Annotated in this window: 13 protein-coding genes; 4 read left to right on the top strand and 9 right to left on the bottom strand. The window is 75.0% G+C overall.

Annotated elements, in window-relative coordinates:
• Window positions 1–19 precede the first annotated feature (19 nt).
• The 3 genes from AMIR_RS03995 to glgC all read right to left on the bottom strand — a co-directional run bounded on the left by AMIR_RS03995 (window position 20) and on the right by glgC (window position 2,881).
• A complete protein-coding gene (locus AMIR_RS03995; protein WP_012783419.1) occupies window positions 20–667 on the bottom strand; it encodes a hypothetical protein in 648 nt (215 codons plus the stop codon).
• Window positions 664–1,248, bottom strand: a complete 585-nt coding sequence (sigE, locus tag AMIR_RS03990; protein WP_012783418.1) for an RNA polymerase sigma factor SigE — start codon at window positions 1,246–1,248, stop codon at window positions 664–666. The genes AMIR_RS03995 and sigE overlap by 4 nt, the downstream gene beginning before the upstream one ends.
• 412 nt (window positions 1,249–1,660) lie before the next feature.
• Window positions 1,661–2,881: a glucose-1-phosphate adenylyltransferase gene (gene glgC / locus AMIR_RS03985; RefSeq protein ID WP_012783417.1), complete on the bottom strand. Its 1,221-nt coding sequence runs from the start codon at window positions 2,879–2,881 to the stop codon at window positions 1,661–1,663.
• Window positions 2,882–2,995: 114 nt separating this feature from the next.
• Between glgC and glgA the strand changes: the two genes are divergently transcribed.
• Window positions 2,996–4,159 (top strand): glycogen synthase, encoded by a 1,164-nt coding sequence (glgA, locus tag AMIR_RS03980; RefSeq protein ID WP_084799103.1) that lies wholly within the window; start codon window positions 2,996–2,998, stop codon window positions 4,157–4,159.
• Window positions 4,160–5,535: 1,376 nt separating this feature from the next.
• Here the strand turns inward: glgA and AMIR_RS03965 are convergent.
• The gene (locus AMIR_RS03965) at window positions 5,536–6,840 is read right to left on the bottom strand and encodes an MFS transporter (RefSeq protein WP_012783415.1); all 1,305 of its coding nucleotides are present in this window, start codon (window positions 6,838–6,840) and stop codon (window positions 5,536–5,538) included.
• A 56-nt stretch (window positions 6,841–6,896) separates the two neighbouring features.
• Between AMIR_RS03965 and AMIR_RS41465 the strand changes: the two genes are divergently transcribed.
• Window positions 6,897–7,952 carry a LysR substrate-binding domain-containing protein gene (locus AMIR_RS41465; RefSeq protein ID WP_245554631.1) on the top strand — a complete coding sequence of 352 codons (1,056 nt, stop codon included), beginning with the start codon at window positions 6,897–6,899 and terminating at the stop codon, window positions 7,950–7,952.
• 24 nt (window positions 7,953–7,976) lie between these two features.
• Here the strand turns inward: AMIR_RS41465 and AMIR_RS03955 are convergent, their stop codons facing one another.
• Window positions 7,977–9,344 carry a leucyl aminopeptidase family protein gene (locus tag AMIR_RS03955; protein WP_012783413.1) on the bottom strand — a complete coding sequence of 456 codons (1,368 nt, stop codon included), beginning with the start codon at window positions 9,342–9,344 and terminating at the stop codon, window positions 7,977–7,979.
• A 106-nt stretch (window positions 9,345–9,450) separates the two neighbouring features.
• Window positions 9,451–9,618, bottom strand: coding sequence for a DUF3117 domain-containing protein (locus AMIR_RS36695; RefSeq protein WP_012783412.1), 168 nt, complete (start codon window positions 9,616–9,618; stop codon window positions 9,451–9,453).
• A 263-nt stretch (window positions 9,619–9,881) separates the two neighbouring features.
• On the opposite strand from AMIR_RS36695, the gene AMIR_RS03950 reads away from it, so the two are divergent.
• Both AMIR_RS03950 and AMIR_RS03945 read left to right on the top strand, forming a co-directional pair.
• Complete coding sequence (locus AMIR_RS03950) at window positions 9,882–10,688, top strand: PaaX family transcriptional regulator (protein ID WP_012783411.1); 807 nt, start codon at window positions 9,882–9,884, stop codon at window positions 10,686–10,688.
• A gap of 147 nt (window positions 10,689–10,835) precedes the next feature.
• The gene (locus tag AMIR_RS03945; RefSeq protein ID WP_012783410.1) at window positions 10,836–11,618 is read left to right on the top strand and encodes an enoyl-CoA hydratase-related protein; all 783 of its coding nucleotides are present in this window, start codon (window positions 10,836–10,838) and stop codon (window positions 11,616–11,618) included.
• A gap of 124 nt (window positions 11,619–11,742) precedes the next feature.
• Here the strand turns inward: AMIR_RS03945 and AMIR_RS03940 are convergent, their stop codons facing one another.
• From AMIR_RS03940 to AMIR_RS03930, 3 genes are read right to left on the bottom strand one after another with little or no spacing between them, the layout of a single operon-like run.
• Window positions 11,743–12,348 carry a hypothetical protein gene (locus tag AMIR_RS03940; protein WP_012783409.1) on the bottom strand — a complete coding sequence of 202 codons (606 nt, stop codon included), beginning with the start codon at window positions 12,346–12,348 and terminating at the stop codon, window positions 11,743–11,745.
• A 35-nt stretch (window positions 12,349–12,383) separates the two neighbouring features.
• A complete protein-coding gene (locus AMIR_RS03935) occupies window positions 12,384–12,977 on the bottom strand; it encodes a TetR/AcrR family transcriptional regulator (protein WP_012783408.1) in 594 nt (197 codons plus the stop codon).
• On the bottom strand, window positions 12,974–14,017 hold the full coding sequence (locus tag AMIR_RS03930) for a medium chain dehydrogenase/reductase family protein (RefSeq protein ID WP_012783407.1): 1,044 nt from the start codon (window positions 14,015–14,017) through the stop codon (window positions 12,974–12,976). The genes AMIR_RS03935 and AMIR_RS03930 overlap by 4 nt, the downstream gene beginning before the upstream one ends.
• Window positions 14,018–14,089 lie beyond the last annotated feature (72 nt).

Genomic DNA, 14,089 nt, shown 5'->3' with positions numbered 1-14,089 from the left:
TCTGCGGTGAAGTTGCCGTTCAGCGGGTGGTCAGCTGGTGGGAGACCGCCCGGAGGGGGTCCGCGCCGTCGTCGACGGGCAGCGACGGGACGGTCGTCATCGCGGGCGCGACCGCCGGGGTCGGCTCGGGGACGGTGCCCTGCGCGGGCTGGGGGGCGCTGTCGTCACCGCCGGGGACGACGAGCGCCAGCGCGCCGAGCATCAGGCCCGACACCACCACGCCCGCGCCCTGCCTGGCCCTGCTGCCGAAGCGCCCGCCTGAGCCGATGCGGGCGCCCGTCCCGAAAGGGCGGGACTGGCCGAGCGCGGGACCGGAGCCGAACGCGGTCGACTGGTGGCCGGTGGCGCGCTGGGGGCGCTGGACGGTGACGAGCTGGCCGTCCTCGGTGACGGCGAGGCCGTCGGGGGCGCTGGGGAGGTCGACCTCCTGCGGGATCGCGCCCAGCCTGGCCAGCAGACCGGCGGGCGCGCACGGGGTGGTCGCCGAGCGCACGGCGGACCTGGCCTGCTGCTGCGAGTACGCCTCGGCGGCGCAGAACGGGCACGCCGCCAGGTGCGCGGAGGCCCGGCTGTGGGCCGAGGCCGACAGCTCGCCGTCGACGAAGGCGACGACGGCGTCGGGCAGCAGGTGCTGCTCGGGCAGTCCCCAACCTCGCAGATCGGTCACGCGTCCTCCCGCTGCTGTGCCCGGCGTCGCTCGAGCGCGACCCGGAGGGCCTGGCGACCCCGGTGAATCCTGCTCCTCACCGTACCCAGCTTCACCCCGAGGGTGGCGCCGATCTCCTCGTACGACAGCCCTTCCACGTCGCAGAGCACCACGGCGGCCCGGAACTCCGGGGGCAGCTCGTCCAGCGCGGCCTGCAGGTCGGGGTCGAGGTGGGTCTCGGTGTAGACCTGCTCGGGGCTGGGGTCGTCGCCCGCGAGCCGGTCGGTGTCCTCGGGAAGGCCCTCCATGCGCAGCCGCGAGCGGCGGCGGGCCATGTCCAGGAACAGGTTCGTGGTGATGCGGTGCAGCCAGCCCTCGAACGTGCCCGGCTTGTAGGACGCCAGGGAGCGGAACACCCGGATGAAGGTCTCCTGGGTGAGGTCCTCGGCGTCGTGCTGGTTGCCCGTCAGTCGGTAGGCCAGCCGGTACACCCGGTCGGCGTGCTCGCGCACGACCTCGTCCCACGTGGGCGGGGTCCACTCGACCTCGTCGATGGTGGCGGTGGGCGCGGTTGCGGCGGCGTTGATCGGCTGGGTTCGCATCGGGCGGTGTGGCACCTCCAGTGGGCGGGCTGCCCTGTGCACGGTCCAACGGCGGTGGTGTCCCGCGTGTTCCCGTGAGTCCTGCTCGTCGGCGTCGGTGGTTCGGTGGTGATCGGCTGCGGCCGGGTGGTCGCTGGCGGGTGGTCGCTGAGCTGTGGGGACGGCTCGGTGTCCGGTGTGGCGCCCAGCGTGCCGGTCCCGCTTATAACTCTCGTGAGAACGGGCTGAGAGCAGCCTGAGAAACACCCGGCTCGGGGCCGAGGTACCCCCGCGAGGGGGAATCGACACCCCCGTTCTTGTCACCTGCGCCACGTCCGAGCAGGCGAAAGGCGGGGATCGTCGAACGACCCCCGCCCTGTTCGCCGTGAGCGATCAGCCGACCGCCCGCGCCACCGGGAGCGGTGGCGGCCCCCTAGTCCAGGTGCGCCGTGACGCCCTTGCCGAGCACGGTCACGCCGCCCGCGCTGACCGTGTACCGCGACCGGTCGGTCGCCGGGTGGACGCCGATCAGCGCGCCGTCCGGCACCACCACGTTCTTGTCCAGGATCGCCCGCCGCACCACCGCGCCGCGCCCGATCCGCACGCCCGGCAGCAGCACGCTGCCCTGCACCACCGACCCGGTCTCGACCACCACGTCCGAGCTGATCACCGACCCGTGCACGGTGCCCGAGATGATCGAGCCCGGCCCGACCATCGAGTCCTCGGCGCTCCCGCCCGCGATGAACTTGGCGGGCGGCAGCGGGGGCGTCGCGGTGCGGATCGGCCAGGACTGGTTGTAGAGGTTGAACACCGGGTGCACCGACACCAGGTCCATGTGCGCCTCGTAGTAGGCGTCGATGGTCCCCACGTCGCGCCAGTAGCCCCGGTCGCGCTCGCTCTCGCCGGGGACGCTGTTGTCCGCGAAGTCGTAGACGTGCGCGCGCCCCTGGTTCACCAGGGCGGGGATGATGTTGCCGCCCATGTCGTGGTCCGAGTCGGCGTCGGCGGCGTCGTCGCGCAGGGCCTCGATCAGGGCCTCGGTGGTGAAGATGTAGTTGCCCATGGACGCGAAGGTGACCTCGGGGTCGCCGGGCACGTGCGGCGGCTCGGAGGGCTTCTCCAGGAACTGGGTGATCTTGCCGAACTCGTCCGAGTCGATGCAGCCGAACGCCTTCGCCTCGGCGCGCGGCACCCGCATCCCGGCCACGGTGACGCCCGCGCCGCTGTCCACGTGCTGCTGGAGCATCTGACCGGGGTCCATCCGGTAGACGTTGTCCGCGCCGAAGACCGCGATGTGGTCGGGCTTCTCGTCGTGCACGAGGTTGAGCGACTGGTAGATCGCGTCCGCCGAGCCGGTGTACCAGCGCGGGCCCAGGCGCTGCTGCGCGGGCACCGGCGTCACGTACTGCCCCAGCACGTTGGACAGCCGCCACGTCGTGGAGATGTGCCGGTCCAGCGAGTGCGACTTGTACTGCGTCAGCACGCAGAGCTGGACGAATCCCGCGTTCACGAGGTTCGACAGGACGAAGTCCACCAGCCGGTAGTTGCCTCCGAAGGGCACCGCGGGCTTGGCCCGGTCTGCGGTCAACGGCCACAGCCGCTTTCCCTCACCACCGGCGAGGACAATTCCCAGGACGTGCGGTTGCCCCTTCACGATGATGACCCTAACCGGCGGGAAGCCGCCCCACCAATGGTCAAGTAGGAGGAACGGCGCGGTTGGCCGCCTGTTCACCCGGCCGCCCCAATGGGGCCGACTACCGTGACCGGTGTGCGAATTGGACTGCTGACTCGGGAGTACCCGCCGGAGGTCTACGGCGGGGCTGGGGTGCACGTCGGTTTCCTGGTGCCGAGGTTGCGCGAACTGGTCGAGGTGGACGTGCACGCGTTCGGCGGGCCGAGGCCCGACGCGACCGCGCACACCCCGGCGCTGGAGCTGGCCGGGGCGAACGCCGCGCTGGGGGTGCTGTCGGCCGACCTCGGCATGGCGGCGGCGCTGGGCGGGGTCGACCTGGCGCACTCCCACACCTGGTACGCCAACCTGGCGGGGCACCTGGCGAAGCTGCTGCACGGGGTGCCGCACGTGGTGACGGCGCACTCGCTGGAGCCGCGCAGGCCGTGGAAGGCCGAGCAGCTCGGCGGCGGGTACCGGGTGTCGTCGTGGGTGGAGCGGACCGCGTACGAGGCGGCGGACGCGGTCATCGCGGTGAGCGAGGGGATGCGGGCCGACGTGCTGGACTGCTACCCGGCGCTCGACCCGGCGCGGGTGCACGTGGTGCGCAACGGGATCGACACGCGGGAGTACCGGCCGGTCGACGACGTGGACGCCCTGGTGGCCAACGGGATCGACCCGGACCGGCCGATCGTGGCGTTCGTCGGGCGGATCACCAGGCAGAAGGGCGTCGGGCACCTGGTGGCCGCGGCGCACCGGATCTCGCCGGAGGCGCAGGTCGTGCTGTGCGCGGGCGCGCCGGACACCCCGGAGATCGCCGAGGAGACGCGGGTCGCGGTCGCCGAGCTGTCGGCGGCGCGGCCGGGGGTGGTGTGGTTGCAGGGGATGCTGCCGACGGACCAGGTGAAGCAGATCCTGAGCCGGGCGGCGGTGTTCGTGTGCCCGTCGGTGTACGAGCCGCTGGGGATCGTGAACCTGGAGGCGATGGCCTGCGGGACCGCCGTGGTGGCCTCGGACGTGGGCGGCATCCCCGAGGTGGTGCGGGACGGCGAGACCGGGCTGCTGGTGCACTACGACGCCTCGGACGAGGCGGCGTTCCGGACGGGGTTGGCGGACGCGGTGAACGCGCTGCTGGCCGATCCGGCGCGGGCGGCGGCGTTCGGCGCGGCGGGGCGGGAGCGCGCGGTGCGGGAGTTCTCCTGGGGAACGGTCGCCGGGCAGACGGTGGACGTGTACCGGGCGGCGCTGGAAAACACGCGCTAGAAAAGTTGCCTCTCCCGTTTAAACCTGTTTGTGATTCACGCCACAGGCGAATTTGTGCAACCTGAATACCTCCTCCGGGGCCTTTAAAGAGCGGTGGGTGTTTGTCGCCGAACCCCGGCGGCACGCCCCCGACCGGTTGGGGGTGCGGTTGTGCGGAGCGCCGGAGTGGTGGCGGTGGTGGCGCTGTTCGCCGTCGGGGGTTGCTCGACGGCGAACGCGCGCGGTGTGGAGGCCCCGCCGACCATCGGCGGGAAGCTGGTGCTGGACGCCGCCGCGCTCCAGGCCGCGGGCGAGTCGGAGATGAGCTACGCGCTGAACCTGGGCTACGTGGCCAGGGTCGGCGGCGGGGTGAGCTGCTGGTTCGCCAGGACCGGGCCGGGCAGGGCGGACGTCGACCCGAGGCTGTGGTGCGGGCCGGTGCAGGTGCCGGGCACCTCGGGCGGGGTGGACTGGGTGCCGATCCCGATGAAGCGGGTCGCCGAGTCCGACTCGGGGGTGCGGCTGGAGGTGCAGCCGCCGCAGGTCCCCGGCGCGGGGAACCGCAGCGTCCCGGTCGGGAACCTGGTCAGGGCCGACGGGCTCACCAGCGTCCCGGACGAGGTCCGGGTGGAGGCGGCCGGGCCGGACTACCTGGCCGTGCTGGAGGAGGGCGGCGCGGTCGAGGCCGTCGACGGGGCGGTGCTGCGGGACGACCAGCTGGAGGTCAGGGTCACCGGGCGCGCCGAGCCCGCGTCGTGGCCCACCGGGGCCGGGGAGCTGCGCGCCGAGCACGGGGTGGGGCTGCGGGTGCTGCGGGTCGAGGTGGAGCAGCACGACGAGACCGATCCGGCGTTCGACCGGGACAGCTGGCGGGGGTGGCGGCCCCAGCGGTCGGAGCTGGCGCTGGAGCTGCCGGGCAGGCGGCGGGTGGTGCCGCTGGACCGGTTGCCGGAGAAGGGGACGGCGTGGCTGGTGTACACCGCGCCGGACGGGGAGGGCTCAGGCGCGCAGGCGCTGGCGCTGAGCACGGTCGGGGCGCGGTCGCTGGAGCAGCGGATCGGGCTGCCGTCGGGGACGCCGCTGGGGCAGCCGCCCGCGGCGCTGCGGCGCAAGGCGGTGCCCGACCGGTTCGCCGAGGTCGGGCTCGGGGTGCGGGTCGGGGGCGCGCGGGGGTCGCTGACCGTGGCGGGCGTGCGGATGGGCAGGCAGCGGCCGGTGAGCGCGGACCTGCGGCACGAGCTGGTGACCGCGTCCGGGGCGGACAAGGCGCTGGTGGAGTTCCGGGTGCGCGCCGAGGGGCTGCCGGACTCGGACGGGGCCGGGTTGACCGCGTCGATGTTCGACGTGCGGCTGCCGGACGGGACGCGGGCCCCGGTGGTGGGGACGCGCGGGGGTGGTCAGGTGTTCCCCGGCGCGGTGGTCGTGGAGGTGCCCGCGGACGCGCGGTCGGTGACGTTCGGGCTGGAGTCCGGGCGGAAGCGGCTGCCGCGGGTGGGGGACGTGGAGATCGCGGCGGACGCGGGGGTCGTGGTGCCGCTGGAGTTCTGAGCGGTGGCGCGGGCGGTGAGCAGGTGGGCCAGGGCGATCGCCGCGGCGGCCAGCGCCAGCCAGCAGGTGATCGCCGCCGTCAGGCCCGACCAGCCCCACGTGGCGTAGGCCGTCGCGCCCAGGGCGCCGCCCGCGCTGCTGCCCAGGTAGTAGGCGAACAGGTAGACGCCCGACGACTGGCCCTTGGCCCGCGCGCGGGCGCCGACCCAGGCGCTGGCGGTGGCGTGCGCGGCGAAGAAGCCGCCGGTGAACAGGAGCAGGCCCGCGCCCACGGCGGGCAGGGCGTCCGACAGGGTCAGGAGCGCGCCGGTCACGGCCACGCCCAGCGCGCCGACCGCCACCGCCGCGCGGCCGACGCGGTCGGACAGCCTGCCCGCGAGCGCCGAGCACAGGCCGCCCGCCGCGTACGCCAGGAACACCAGGGCGGCGAACCGCGCGGGCAGGGACAGGGGCGGTGCGGCCAGGCGGAACGGGATCGCGTTGAACAGGGAGATGAACGCGGCCGTGCCCAGCAGGCCCACCGCGTGCAGGCACAGCAGCACCGGGTCCGAGACCGCCGACTTGAGGCCCGCGCGCACGTCGGAGCGGGTGGAGGGGGCGCGGCGGGTCGTGCCGTCCGGGAGGAACAGGGCCACCAGGACCGCGCACAGCACGCCGAACGCGCCGACCAGGGCCAGCGCGGCGCGCCAGCCGAGCCAGTCGACGCCGACGCCCGCGACGAGCCTGCCGACCATGCCGCCCGCGCTGTTGCCCGCCACCAGCGCGCCGATCGCCGCGCCGACGCCGAGCGCGCCGACCTCCTCGGCCAGGAACGCCATCGCGGCGGCGGGGACGCCCGCGGTCGCCAGTCCCTGCAGGACGCGCAGGAGCAGGAACGCCGGGTAGTTCGGGGCCAGTGGGAGCAGGAGCCCGACGACGGCGGCGACGGCCAGCGACCAGACGATGACCCGCCTGCGGCCGAGGCGCTCGGACAGGGTCGCGAGCGGCACCACGGCCAGCGCGAGCGCGCCCGTGGCCGCGCCGATCGCGAACGACGCGCCGCTCGGGGTGAGGCCGAACTCGGCCGCCAGCTGCGGCAGCACGGGCTGCGGCGCGTACAGCAGGGCGAAGGTCGCGAACCCGGTCGCGGCGGTGGCCGTGGTCAGCCTGGTCATGGTGTTGACGGTAAACAATGCGTCCAATGCGCTGTTCGGGAAGAATTCATGCGGTGATGGATGAATTGGCGCCGAAGCTCGCCGTGCTGCGGTTTCTGGCGACCGACGAGCACCTGACGCGCGCGGCCGAGCACGCCGGTGTGCCGCAACCCACGGTGAGCCGGTGGCTGGCGGGGCTCGGGGAGGCGCTGGGGGCGCCGGTGGTGGTGCGCGACGGCAGGCGGGTGCGGCTGACCAGGGCGGGGAGGCTGCTGGCCGAGTCGGCGGAGCGGGCGGTCGCGGCGCTGGAGGCGGGGTGGCGGGCGGCGGCCGAGGAGGTGGACCCGGAGCGCGGTCAGGTGGCGCTGGGGTTCCTGCACCTGCTGGGGCGGTCGCTGGTGCCGGGGCTGGTGCGGGGGTTCCGGGACGGGCACCCGGCGGTGCGGTTCCGGCTGGTGCAGGACTCGCGGCAGGTGCTGCTGGAGCGGCTGGCGGACGGTGGCGTGGACCTGGCGCTGATCGCGCCACCGCCTTCGGGGGAGGAGGCGGGCCGCGGGACGGGTGGCGCGGCGGGTGGCACGGCGGGCCGGGCGGCCGGCGGGGCGGCCGGCGGGACGGCGAGTGGCACGGCGGGCGCCGAGGCCGGTGGCGCGGTGGGGCGCTTGGCCTGGCGGGTGCTGCGGACGCAGGAGCTGGTGCTGGTGGTGCACGCCTCGCACCGGTTGGCGGCGCGGCGGCGGGCGGTGCGGGTGGCGGACCTGGCGGGTGAGGCGTTCGTCGGGATGGAGCGCGGGTACGGGTTGCGGCAGATCACCGACGAGCTGTGCGCGGCGGCCGGGTTCACGCCGGAGCCTGCCTTCGAGGGGCAGGAGACGGAGACGGTGCGCGGGCTGGTGTCGGCCGGGCTGGGCGTCGCGGTGCTGCCCGCCGCCGACCACCCCACCGACCTGGTCGAGCTGCCGCTCCTGCCGCGCGCCGAGCGCCGCATCGCCCTGGTCTGGCCCACCGACCACCCGCTGCCACCCGCCGTGCGCGTCTTCCGCGACCACGCGATCAGCGAGCAGGCGACCGGCGAGCAGGCGACCGGCGAGCAGGAGCCCGGCGAGCAGGAGCCCGGCGCGGGCGGGTGCTGACCCGCGCCGCCGCCGGGCGTCCGCTCAGCCCCTGTACGCCTCCACGAACTCCACCAGGGTCCGCGCCGAGAAGCCCGTCGCGCCCGGCACGACCTCGTCGTGCGCCTCCTCGGCGCGCGCGGGCCCGGCGATGTCCAGGTGCGCCCACGGCAGCCCGCCGGTGAACTCGCGCAGGAACAGCGCCGCCGTGATGCCGCCGGGACCCGGCGGGGTCTGGCGGAGGTCGGCGAGCTGGCCGCGCACGTCGTCCGCGTGGTCCTCCAGCAGCGGCATCCGCCACCACGCCTCGCCGACGCGCTCGCCCGCGCCCGCCAGCGCCTCGGCGACCGCGTCCGAGTTGCTGAACAGCCCGCCCGTGCGCAGCCCCAGCGCGACCTTCATCGCGCCGGTCAGCGTCGCCACGTCGACCAGCAGGTCCGGCTCCAGCTCGTCCACCGCGTACGCCAGCGCGTCGGCCAGCACGAGCCTGCCCTCGGCGTCGGTGTTGCCGATCTCGGTGGTGGTCCCGCCGTACTGCCGCACCACGTCACCCGGCCGGTAGGCCGAGCCGGACACGTGGTTCTCCGCCAGCGGCACCAGGCCGGTCACCCGGACCGGTGAGCCCCTGCGGGCCAGCGCGACCACGGCGGCGATGACGGCGGCGCCACCGGACATGTCGGTGCGCATCAGGTGCATCCCCTCGGCGGGCTTGACCGAGATGCCGCCGGTGTCGAACGTGATGCCCTTGCCGACCAGCACCACGTGCGGCCCGTCGCCGCCGCGCCAGGTCAGCTCGACCAGCCTCGGCGGCCTGGTGGAGCCGCCGCCGACCGCGAGGACCCCGCCGAAGCCGCGCTTGGCCAGCCACTTCTCGTCCCGGACCTGCACCTGCAGGCCGGGGGTGCCGCGCGCCGCGTCGACCGCGGCGGCGGCCACCCAGGCCGGGTCCTTCACGTTGGACGGCGCGTTGGCCAGGTCGCGGTTGAACGCGGTGGCCGAGGCGAGCAGGTGCGCCCGGAACGCCTCGGCGGCCAGCACGTCGGTGTAGCCCTCGTCGGGCGCGACCAGGCGCAGCGACTCCACCCGCTCGGGCGCGTCACCGCTGGTCAGGCTGAACTTGTAGCCGCCGAGGACGGCGCCGAGCACGAACGCGCGCACCGACTCGGCGTCGGCCGCGTCGGTCAGCTCGACGTCGAACCGCGTGCCGCTGCCCGCCAGCTCCCGCGTCAGCGCGGCGCCCGCGCGCCGCCAGTGCGCGGGCTTCCCGCCCCCGACTCCGAGCCGCCAGCGGCCCTCGTCGTCCTTGCGGGTCTCCCCGGCTTCGTCATCGGTCAGCACGACCGGCGGCACGCCGGGACGGGGTTCGTCGGCCACCTCTACGGCGACCAGCGGGGTGGGCAGCGGCACGTGCACGGCGGCGTTCCTCCTGGAGTGTCCTGGGGTTGCGTTCCGGAGCACGACGAAGCGATGCCCCGGTTCCGCTCGGGAAACCGGGGCGCTGAGGCTTCGTCCCGGCAGGTCAGCCCGCGGCCGCCTTGAGCGCGTCGCCCAGCGCGTTCGCCTCGTCGGCGGACATCTCGACCACCAGGCGCCCACCGCCTTCCAGCGGAACGCGCATCACGATGCCCCGCCCCTCCTTGGTCACCTCAAGGGGACCGTCGCCGGTCCGGGGCTTCATGGCCGCCATAGCGTGCTCCCTCCGTCAGATCTTCCCCGTTCCGACCTGGGCCGGAACACGGCGTCCATTCTCCCCTATGCAGACTGCACAGTGAAACCGAACCGATCTTTCCGCCCGTCCGGAACGTCGGTTTCCCCCTCCGACAACGCCCTGATCACGCCCAGGATGGCGGTACCGCAAAGACTTCTCCGTCACATCGGGCGTGTCACCCGGCCGTGAGCGAATCCCGACCTGTGGCGTGTCGTGGGGCCGTCCTGACAGACTCGGACCTCGTGCGAGCCCGTTCCGCGCTGTTCGACGTGTACGGCGGCCACCTGCGACAGCGCGGTGGCGCCGCGACCATCGCCGCCCTCGTCCGCCTGCTGGAGCCGCTGGACTTCGCGCCCCCCGCGGTGCGCACGGCCGTGTCGCGCACGGTCAGGCAGGGCTGGTTGGAGCCGGTGCGGCTGCCCGACGGCCCCGGTTACGCGATGACGCCCCGCGCGGAGACGCGCCTCGACGAGGCGGCGGCCCGGATCTACCGGACCCGGCCGTCCACCTGGGACGGTCGCTGGCACGTGGTGGTGCTGGACGAGGCGCCGAACCGGGAGGTGCGGGAGCGGGTCGCGCCGTCGCTGCAGCTGCTCGGGTACGGGTCGCTGGGGCCGGTCACCTGGATCGCGCCGAGGCCGTCGCCGGAGCTGCGCGGGGTGCTGGCGGCCGAGGGCGTGGGGGCTTCGGTGTTCCTCGGCGAGCACGAGGGCGAGCCGTCCGACCTGGCGGCGCGGGCGTGGGACCTGGCGGAGCTGGGCGCGGACTACGCGCGGTTCGTGGCCGAGTGGGAGCCGGTGGTGTCCGCTGTGGACGGCGGGTCGCCCCCGGTGGCGTTCGCGGCCTCGCAGCGGTTCCTGCACGCGTGGCGCAAGTTCCTGTTCCGCGATCCGGGCCTGCCGGACGAGCTGCTGCCCGCCGGGTGGGCGGGGACGGGGGCCGCCGCGTTCTTCGACCGGCACACCGGGCGGCTGGCGGGGGCGGCGCGGGAGTTCGTGGACGACTGCCTGGCGCCCGCGGGCGCGCGCGAGGCGCAGGAGTCCGGCTGAGGCGGGCCGACCGGGTCCCCTCAGGCCGGGTGGCGACGACCGCGCGGGCGCGCCGGATCGGCGTCCGCCAGTCGCCCCACGGCGGCGGCAGGGCCACCGCCGTGGCAGACCGAACCGAGCAAGACCCGAGCTGACGGAGGTCCCCCCGTGTCCGAACTCCTCGTCGACGACGCCGACGGCGTTCGCACCCTCGCGCTGAACCGCCCGGAGGCGTTCAACTCGCTGACCACCTCGCTGAAGGAGGCGCTGCTGGCGGCCGTGCGGGAGGCGGCGGCCGACGGGTCGGTGCGGGCCGTGGTGCTGACCGGCTCGGGCCGGGCGTTCTGCGGCGGGCAGGACCTGAAGGAGCACGTCGCCCTGCTGGAGTCCGGCGACCCCGCGCCGCTGGAGACCGTGGAGCGGCACTACAACCCGCTGGTCTCGGCGATCGCGGCGATGCCGAAGCCGGTGGTGGCGGCGGTGAACGGGATCGCGGCCGGGGCGGGGGCGTCGCTGGCGTTCGCGTGCGACCTGCGGGTGGTGTCGGAGAAGGCGCGGTTCGTGATGTCGTTCGCGAACGTGGGGCTGACGGCGGACTCCGGGGCGTCCTGGACGCTGCCCCGGCTGGTCGGGGCCGGGCGGGCGGCGGAGCTGCTGCTGCTCGGCGAGCCGGTGGGGGCCGAGGAGGCGCTGCGGATCGGGCTGGTGAACCGGGTGGTGCCCGGCGAGGAGCTGGCCGGGTCGGCGCACGCGCTGGCCGCGCGGCTGGCGGCCGGGCCGACGGTGGCCTACGCGAAGATCAAGGAGGCGCTCGCGGCGGCCTGGGGGACGCTCGACGAGTCGCTGGCCGTGGAGGCGCGCACGCAGGCCGAGGCCGGGGCCACCGAGGACCACCGCGAGGGGGTCGCGGCGTTCGTGGGCAAGCGGGAGGCGCGGTTCACCGGGCGGTAGGCGGGCCCGTGGGTGACGGCCGCGGACCCGGCGCCGGGTCGGCGTCGGGTCCGCGGTTTCCCTGGCCGGGGTGGTCGGGTCCGGGTGGCCGGGTCCGGGGTGGCCGGGTCCGGGGTGGCCGGGGTCAGGCCGGCGCGCCCGCGCCGACCAGCCTGCGGCGCTCCAGCACCGCCGCGACCAGGTACGCGCCGCCACCGGCCACGGCCAGCACCCCGAACAGGCCCGATCCGCCCAGGAAGATCGCCGCGCCCGCCACCAGGGCGAGCCAGGTGCCGAGGGCGTAGTGCAGGGCGTTGCGCCGGGCCGAGCCCTCGGCCAGGTAGATCAGGCCCACCACCAGCGCGGACCCGGTCGGCCACAGGACGCTCTGCAGGTCGGCGGAACCGGTCAGGTCGGCCAGCGCGGTGATCAGCAGGAACAGGGCCGCGAAGCCGGTGACCCAGATGGCGCCGAGCAGCGAGGCGGTGGTGGACTCGGGTTTGCCGAGGCCCTTCTTGGCGCGGACGGCGGCGACCGTGCTCAGCACCGAGCCCGCCGCCAGGCCCGTCGCGAGGAACGCGGTCGGCAGCCAGCCGGGCAGGGACAGGACCGGGTCGGCGCCGTGGGACAGGGCCGCGCCGCCGTGGCCGAGCACGTAGGCGAGTCCGAACGCGACGTACGCGGAGCGGTTGTCGACCTCCTGGGGCGCGGTGGTCGGGGCGGCGGGGGTGGCGATCGTGGTGGTGGACACGGTGGTTCCTCCTGGGAGTGGTGGGTGGAGCGGGTTCAGCGGTTCGGCGCGGCGGCGCGGGTGGTGCCGGAGAGCGCGGTGACCAGGTCGGGCACCAGGTCGGCGGGCCACGGGAACAGCCGGTGCGCCGCGCGCTGGTGGGCGATGCCGTGCAGGCCCAACCACAGGGCCACCGCGTCGGCCTCCGGGTCGGTGCTGGTGGAGCGGCCCGTCGCGGCGCACTCGGCGATCAGGGCCGCGAGGTGGCCGGTGGTCGGTGCCCCTGGGGTGGTCTCGTCCGGGTGGTCGGACATGACCCGGTAGCAGCCGGGGCGGGTGGTGGCGAAGTCCAGGTAGGCGTGGCACGCGTCGTGCAGCCTGCGCCGGGGGTCCGCCGAGCGGGTGGCCGAGGCGGTCAGCAGGGCGGCCAGCTCGGCGCGGCCCGCGTCCGCCGCGGCCTTCAGGACCGAGGGCGGGTCGGGGAAGTGCGGGTAGATCGACGGGGCGGTGATGCCCGCCTCGCGGGCCACGGCCCGCAGGGTGACGCGGTGCTCGCCGCCCAGGTCGAGCAGGCGGGTCGCGGCGGCCAGGATGTCGTCCCGCAGCAGCGCGCCCTGGCCCCTGCGCCCGCGCGGCCGGGCCGCGGTCACACCTCGGGGACGATGACGACCTTGCCCAGCACGGTCCTGGACTCGGCGAGCGCGAGCGCGGCGGAGGCGTCGGACAGCGGGAACCGGGCGGCGACCTTCGCGGTGAGCACGCCGTCCGCGAGCAGGCGCAGCACCTGGGTGAGGTCCTCGGCGAGCTTGCGCCGGAACTCCGCGCGGTTGCGCAGGCCGGCCCAGAAGTTGTAGAAGTGCGCGCCCTTGCCGTTGGGCGAGTAGTTCCACATCGCGAGCTGGGCGAACAGCGCCAGGATCGGGAGCTGCGAGCTGCCCTCGGCGTCCTTGGTGGCGGCGGTGCCGTAGGAGACGAGCGTGCCGCCCTTGCGCAGCAGCTTCCACGACTCGTTCAGGGCCTTGCCGCCGACGTGGTCGAACACGGCGTCCACGCCGTCGGGGGCCAGCTCGCGGATGCGGTCGTGCATGGCGGGGTCGCGGTAGTCGACCGGGGTGGCGCCGAGGGCGCGGACGGTGTCGTGGTGGCGGGGCGAGGCGGTGCCGATGACGGTCATGCCCGCGTGCTTGGCCAGCTGGACGAGGGTGCTCCCGACGCCGCCGTTCGCGCCGAGCACGACGACCGTGGCGCCCGCGCGGGCCTTGGCGACCCGGTGCAGCATCTGCCAGGCGGTGATCCCGTTGACCACCAGGGTCTCGACCTCGGCCGCGTCGAGGCCGTCCGGGACGGGGACGAGGTCGGCGGCGTCGAGCACCAGGTGGCTGGCCCACGCGCCGGTCTTGGTGACGGCGGCGAAGCGCTTGCCGGTGAGGGCGGGGTCCGCGCCGGGGCCGGTGGCGACGACCGTGCCGACCACGTCGTAGCCGGGGACGAAGGGGAACGCGGGCTGGTCGTAGTACTTGCCCCGGCGCATCTGCTGCTCGGCGAACGAGACGCCGGTCGCGTCCATGCGCAGGACCACCTGGCCGTCGGTGAGGGCGGGGAGGTCGCGGACGCGGACCTGGAGGCCCTCCGGCTCGACCGCGGCGGGGAGGACGACCTCGGTGACGCGGGTGGCGGTGGCGCTGGTCATGGGGTTTCTCCTGGGGTGTTCTTGGTGGGACCGTTGTGCTTACAGCCGTAAAGCTACATGCGTTAGTTCAGG

Source organism: Actinosynnema mirum DSM 43827, assembly GCF_000023245.1.
Lineage (GTDB): Bacteria > Actinomycetota > Actinomycetes > Mycobacteriales > Pseudonocardiaceae > Actinosynnema > Actinosynnema mirum.
Note: the sequence above shows the minus strand (reverse complement) of the source record. Positions and strands in the feature narration are given on the sequence as shown.

Coding starts and splice junctions, on each gene's coding strand:
- sigE (WP_012783418.1), bottom strand. CDS start 1,248: ATGCGAACCCAGCCGATCAACGCCGCCGCAACCGCGCCCACCGCCACC.
- AMIR_RS03965 (WP_012783415.1), bottom strand. CDS start 6,840: ATGACCAGGCTGACCACGGCCACCGCCGCGACCGGGTTCGCGACCTTC.
- AMIR_RS41465 (WP_245554631.1), top strand. CDS start 6,897: ATGGATGAATTGGCGCCGAAGCTCGCCGTGCTGCGGTTTCTGGCGACC.
- AMIR_RS36695 (WP_012783412.1), bottom strand. CDS start 9,618: ATGGCGGCCATGAAGCCCCGGACCGGCGACGGTCCCCTTGAGGTGACC.
- AMIR_RS03930 (WP_012783407.1), bottom strand. CDS start 14,017: ATGACCAGCGCCACCGCCACCCGCGTCACCGAGGTCGTCCTCCCCGCC.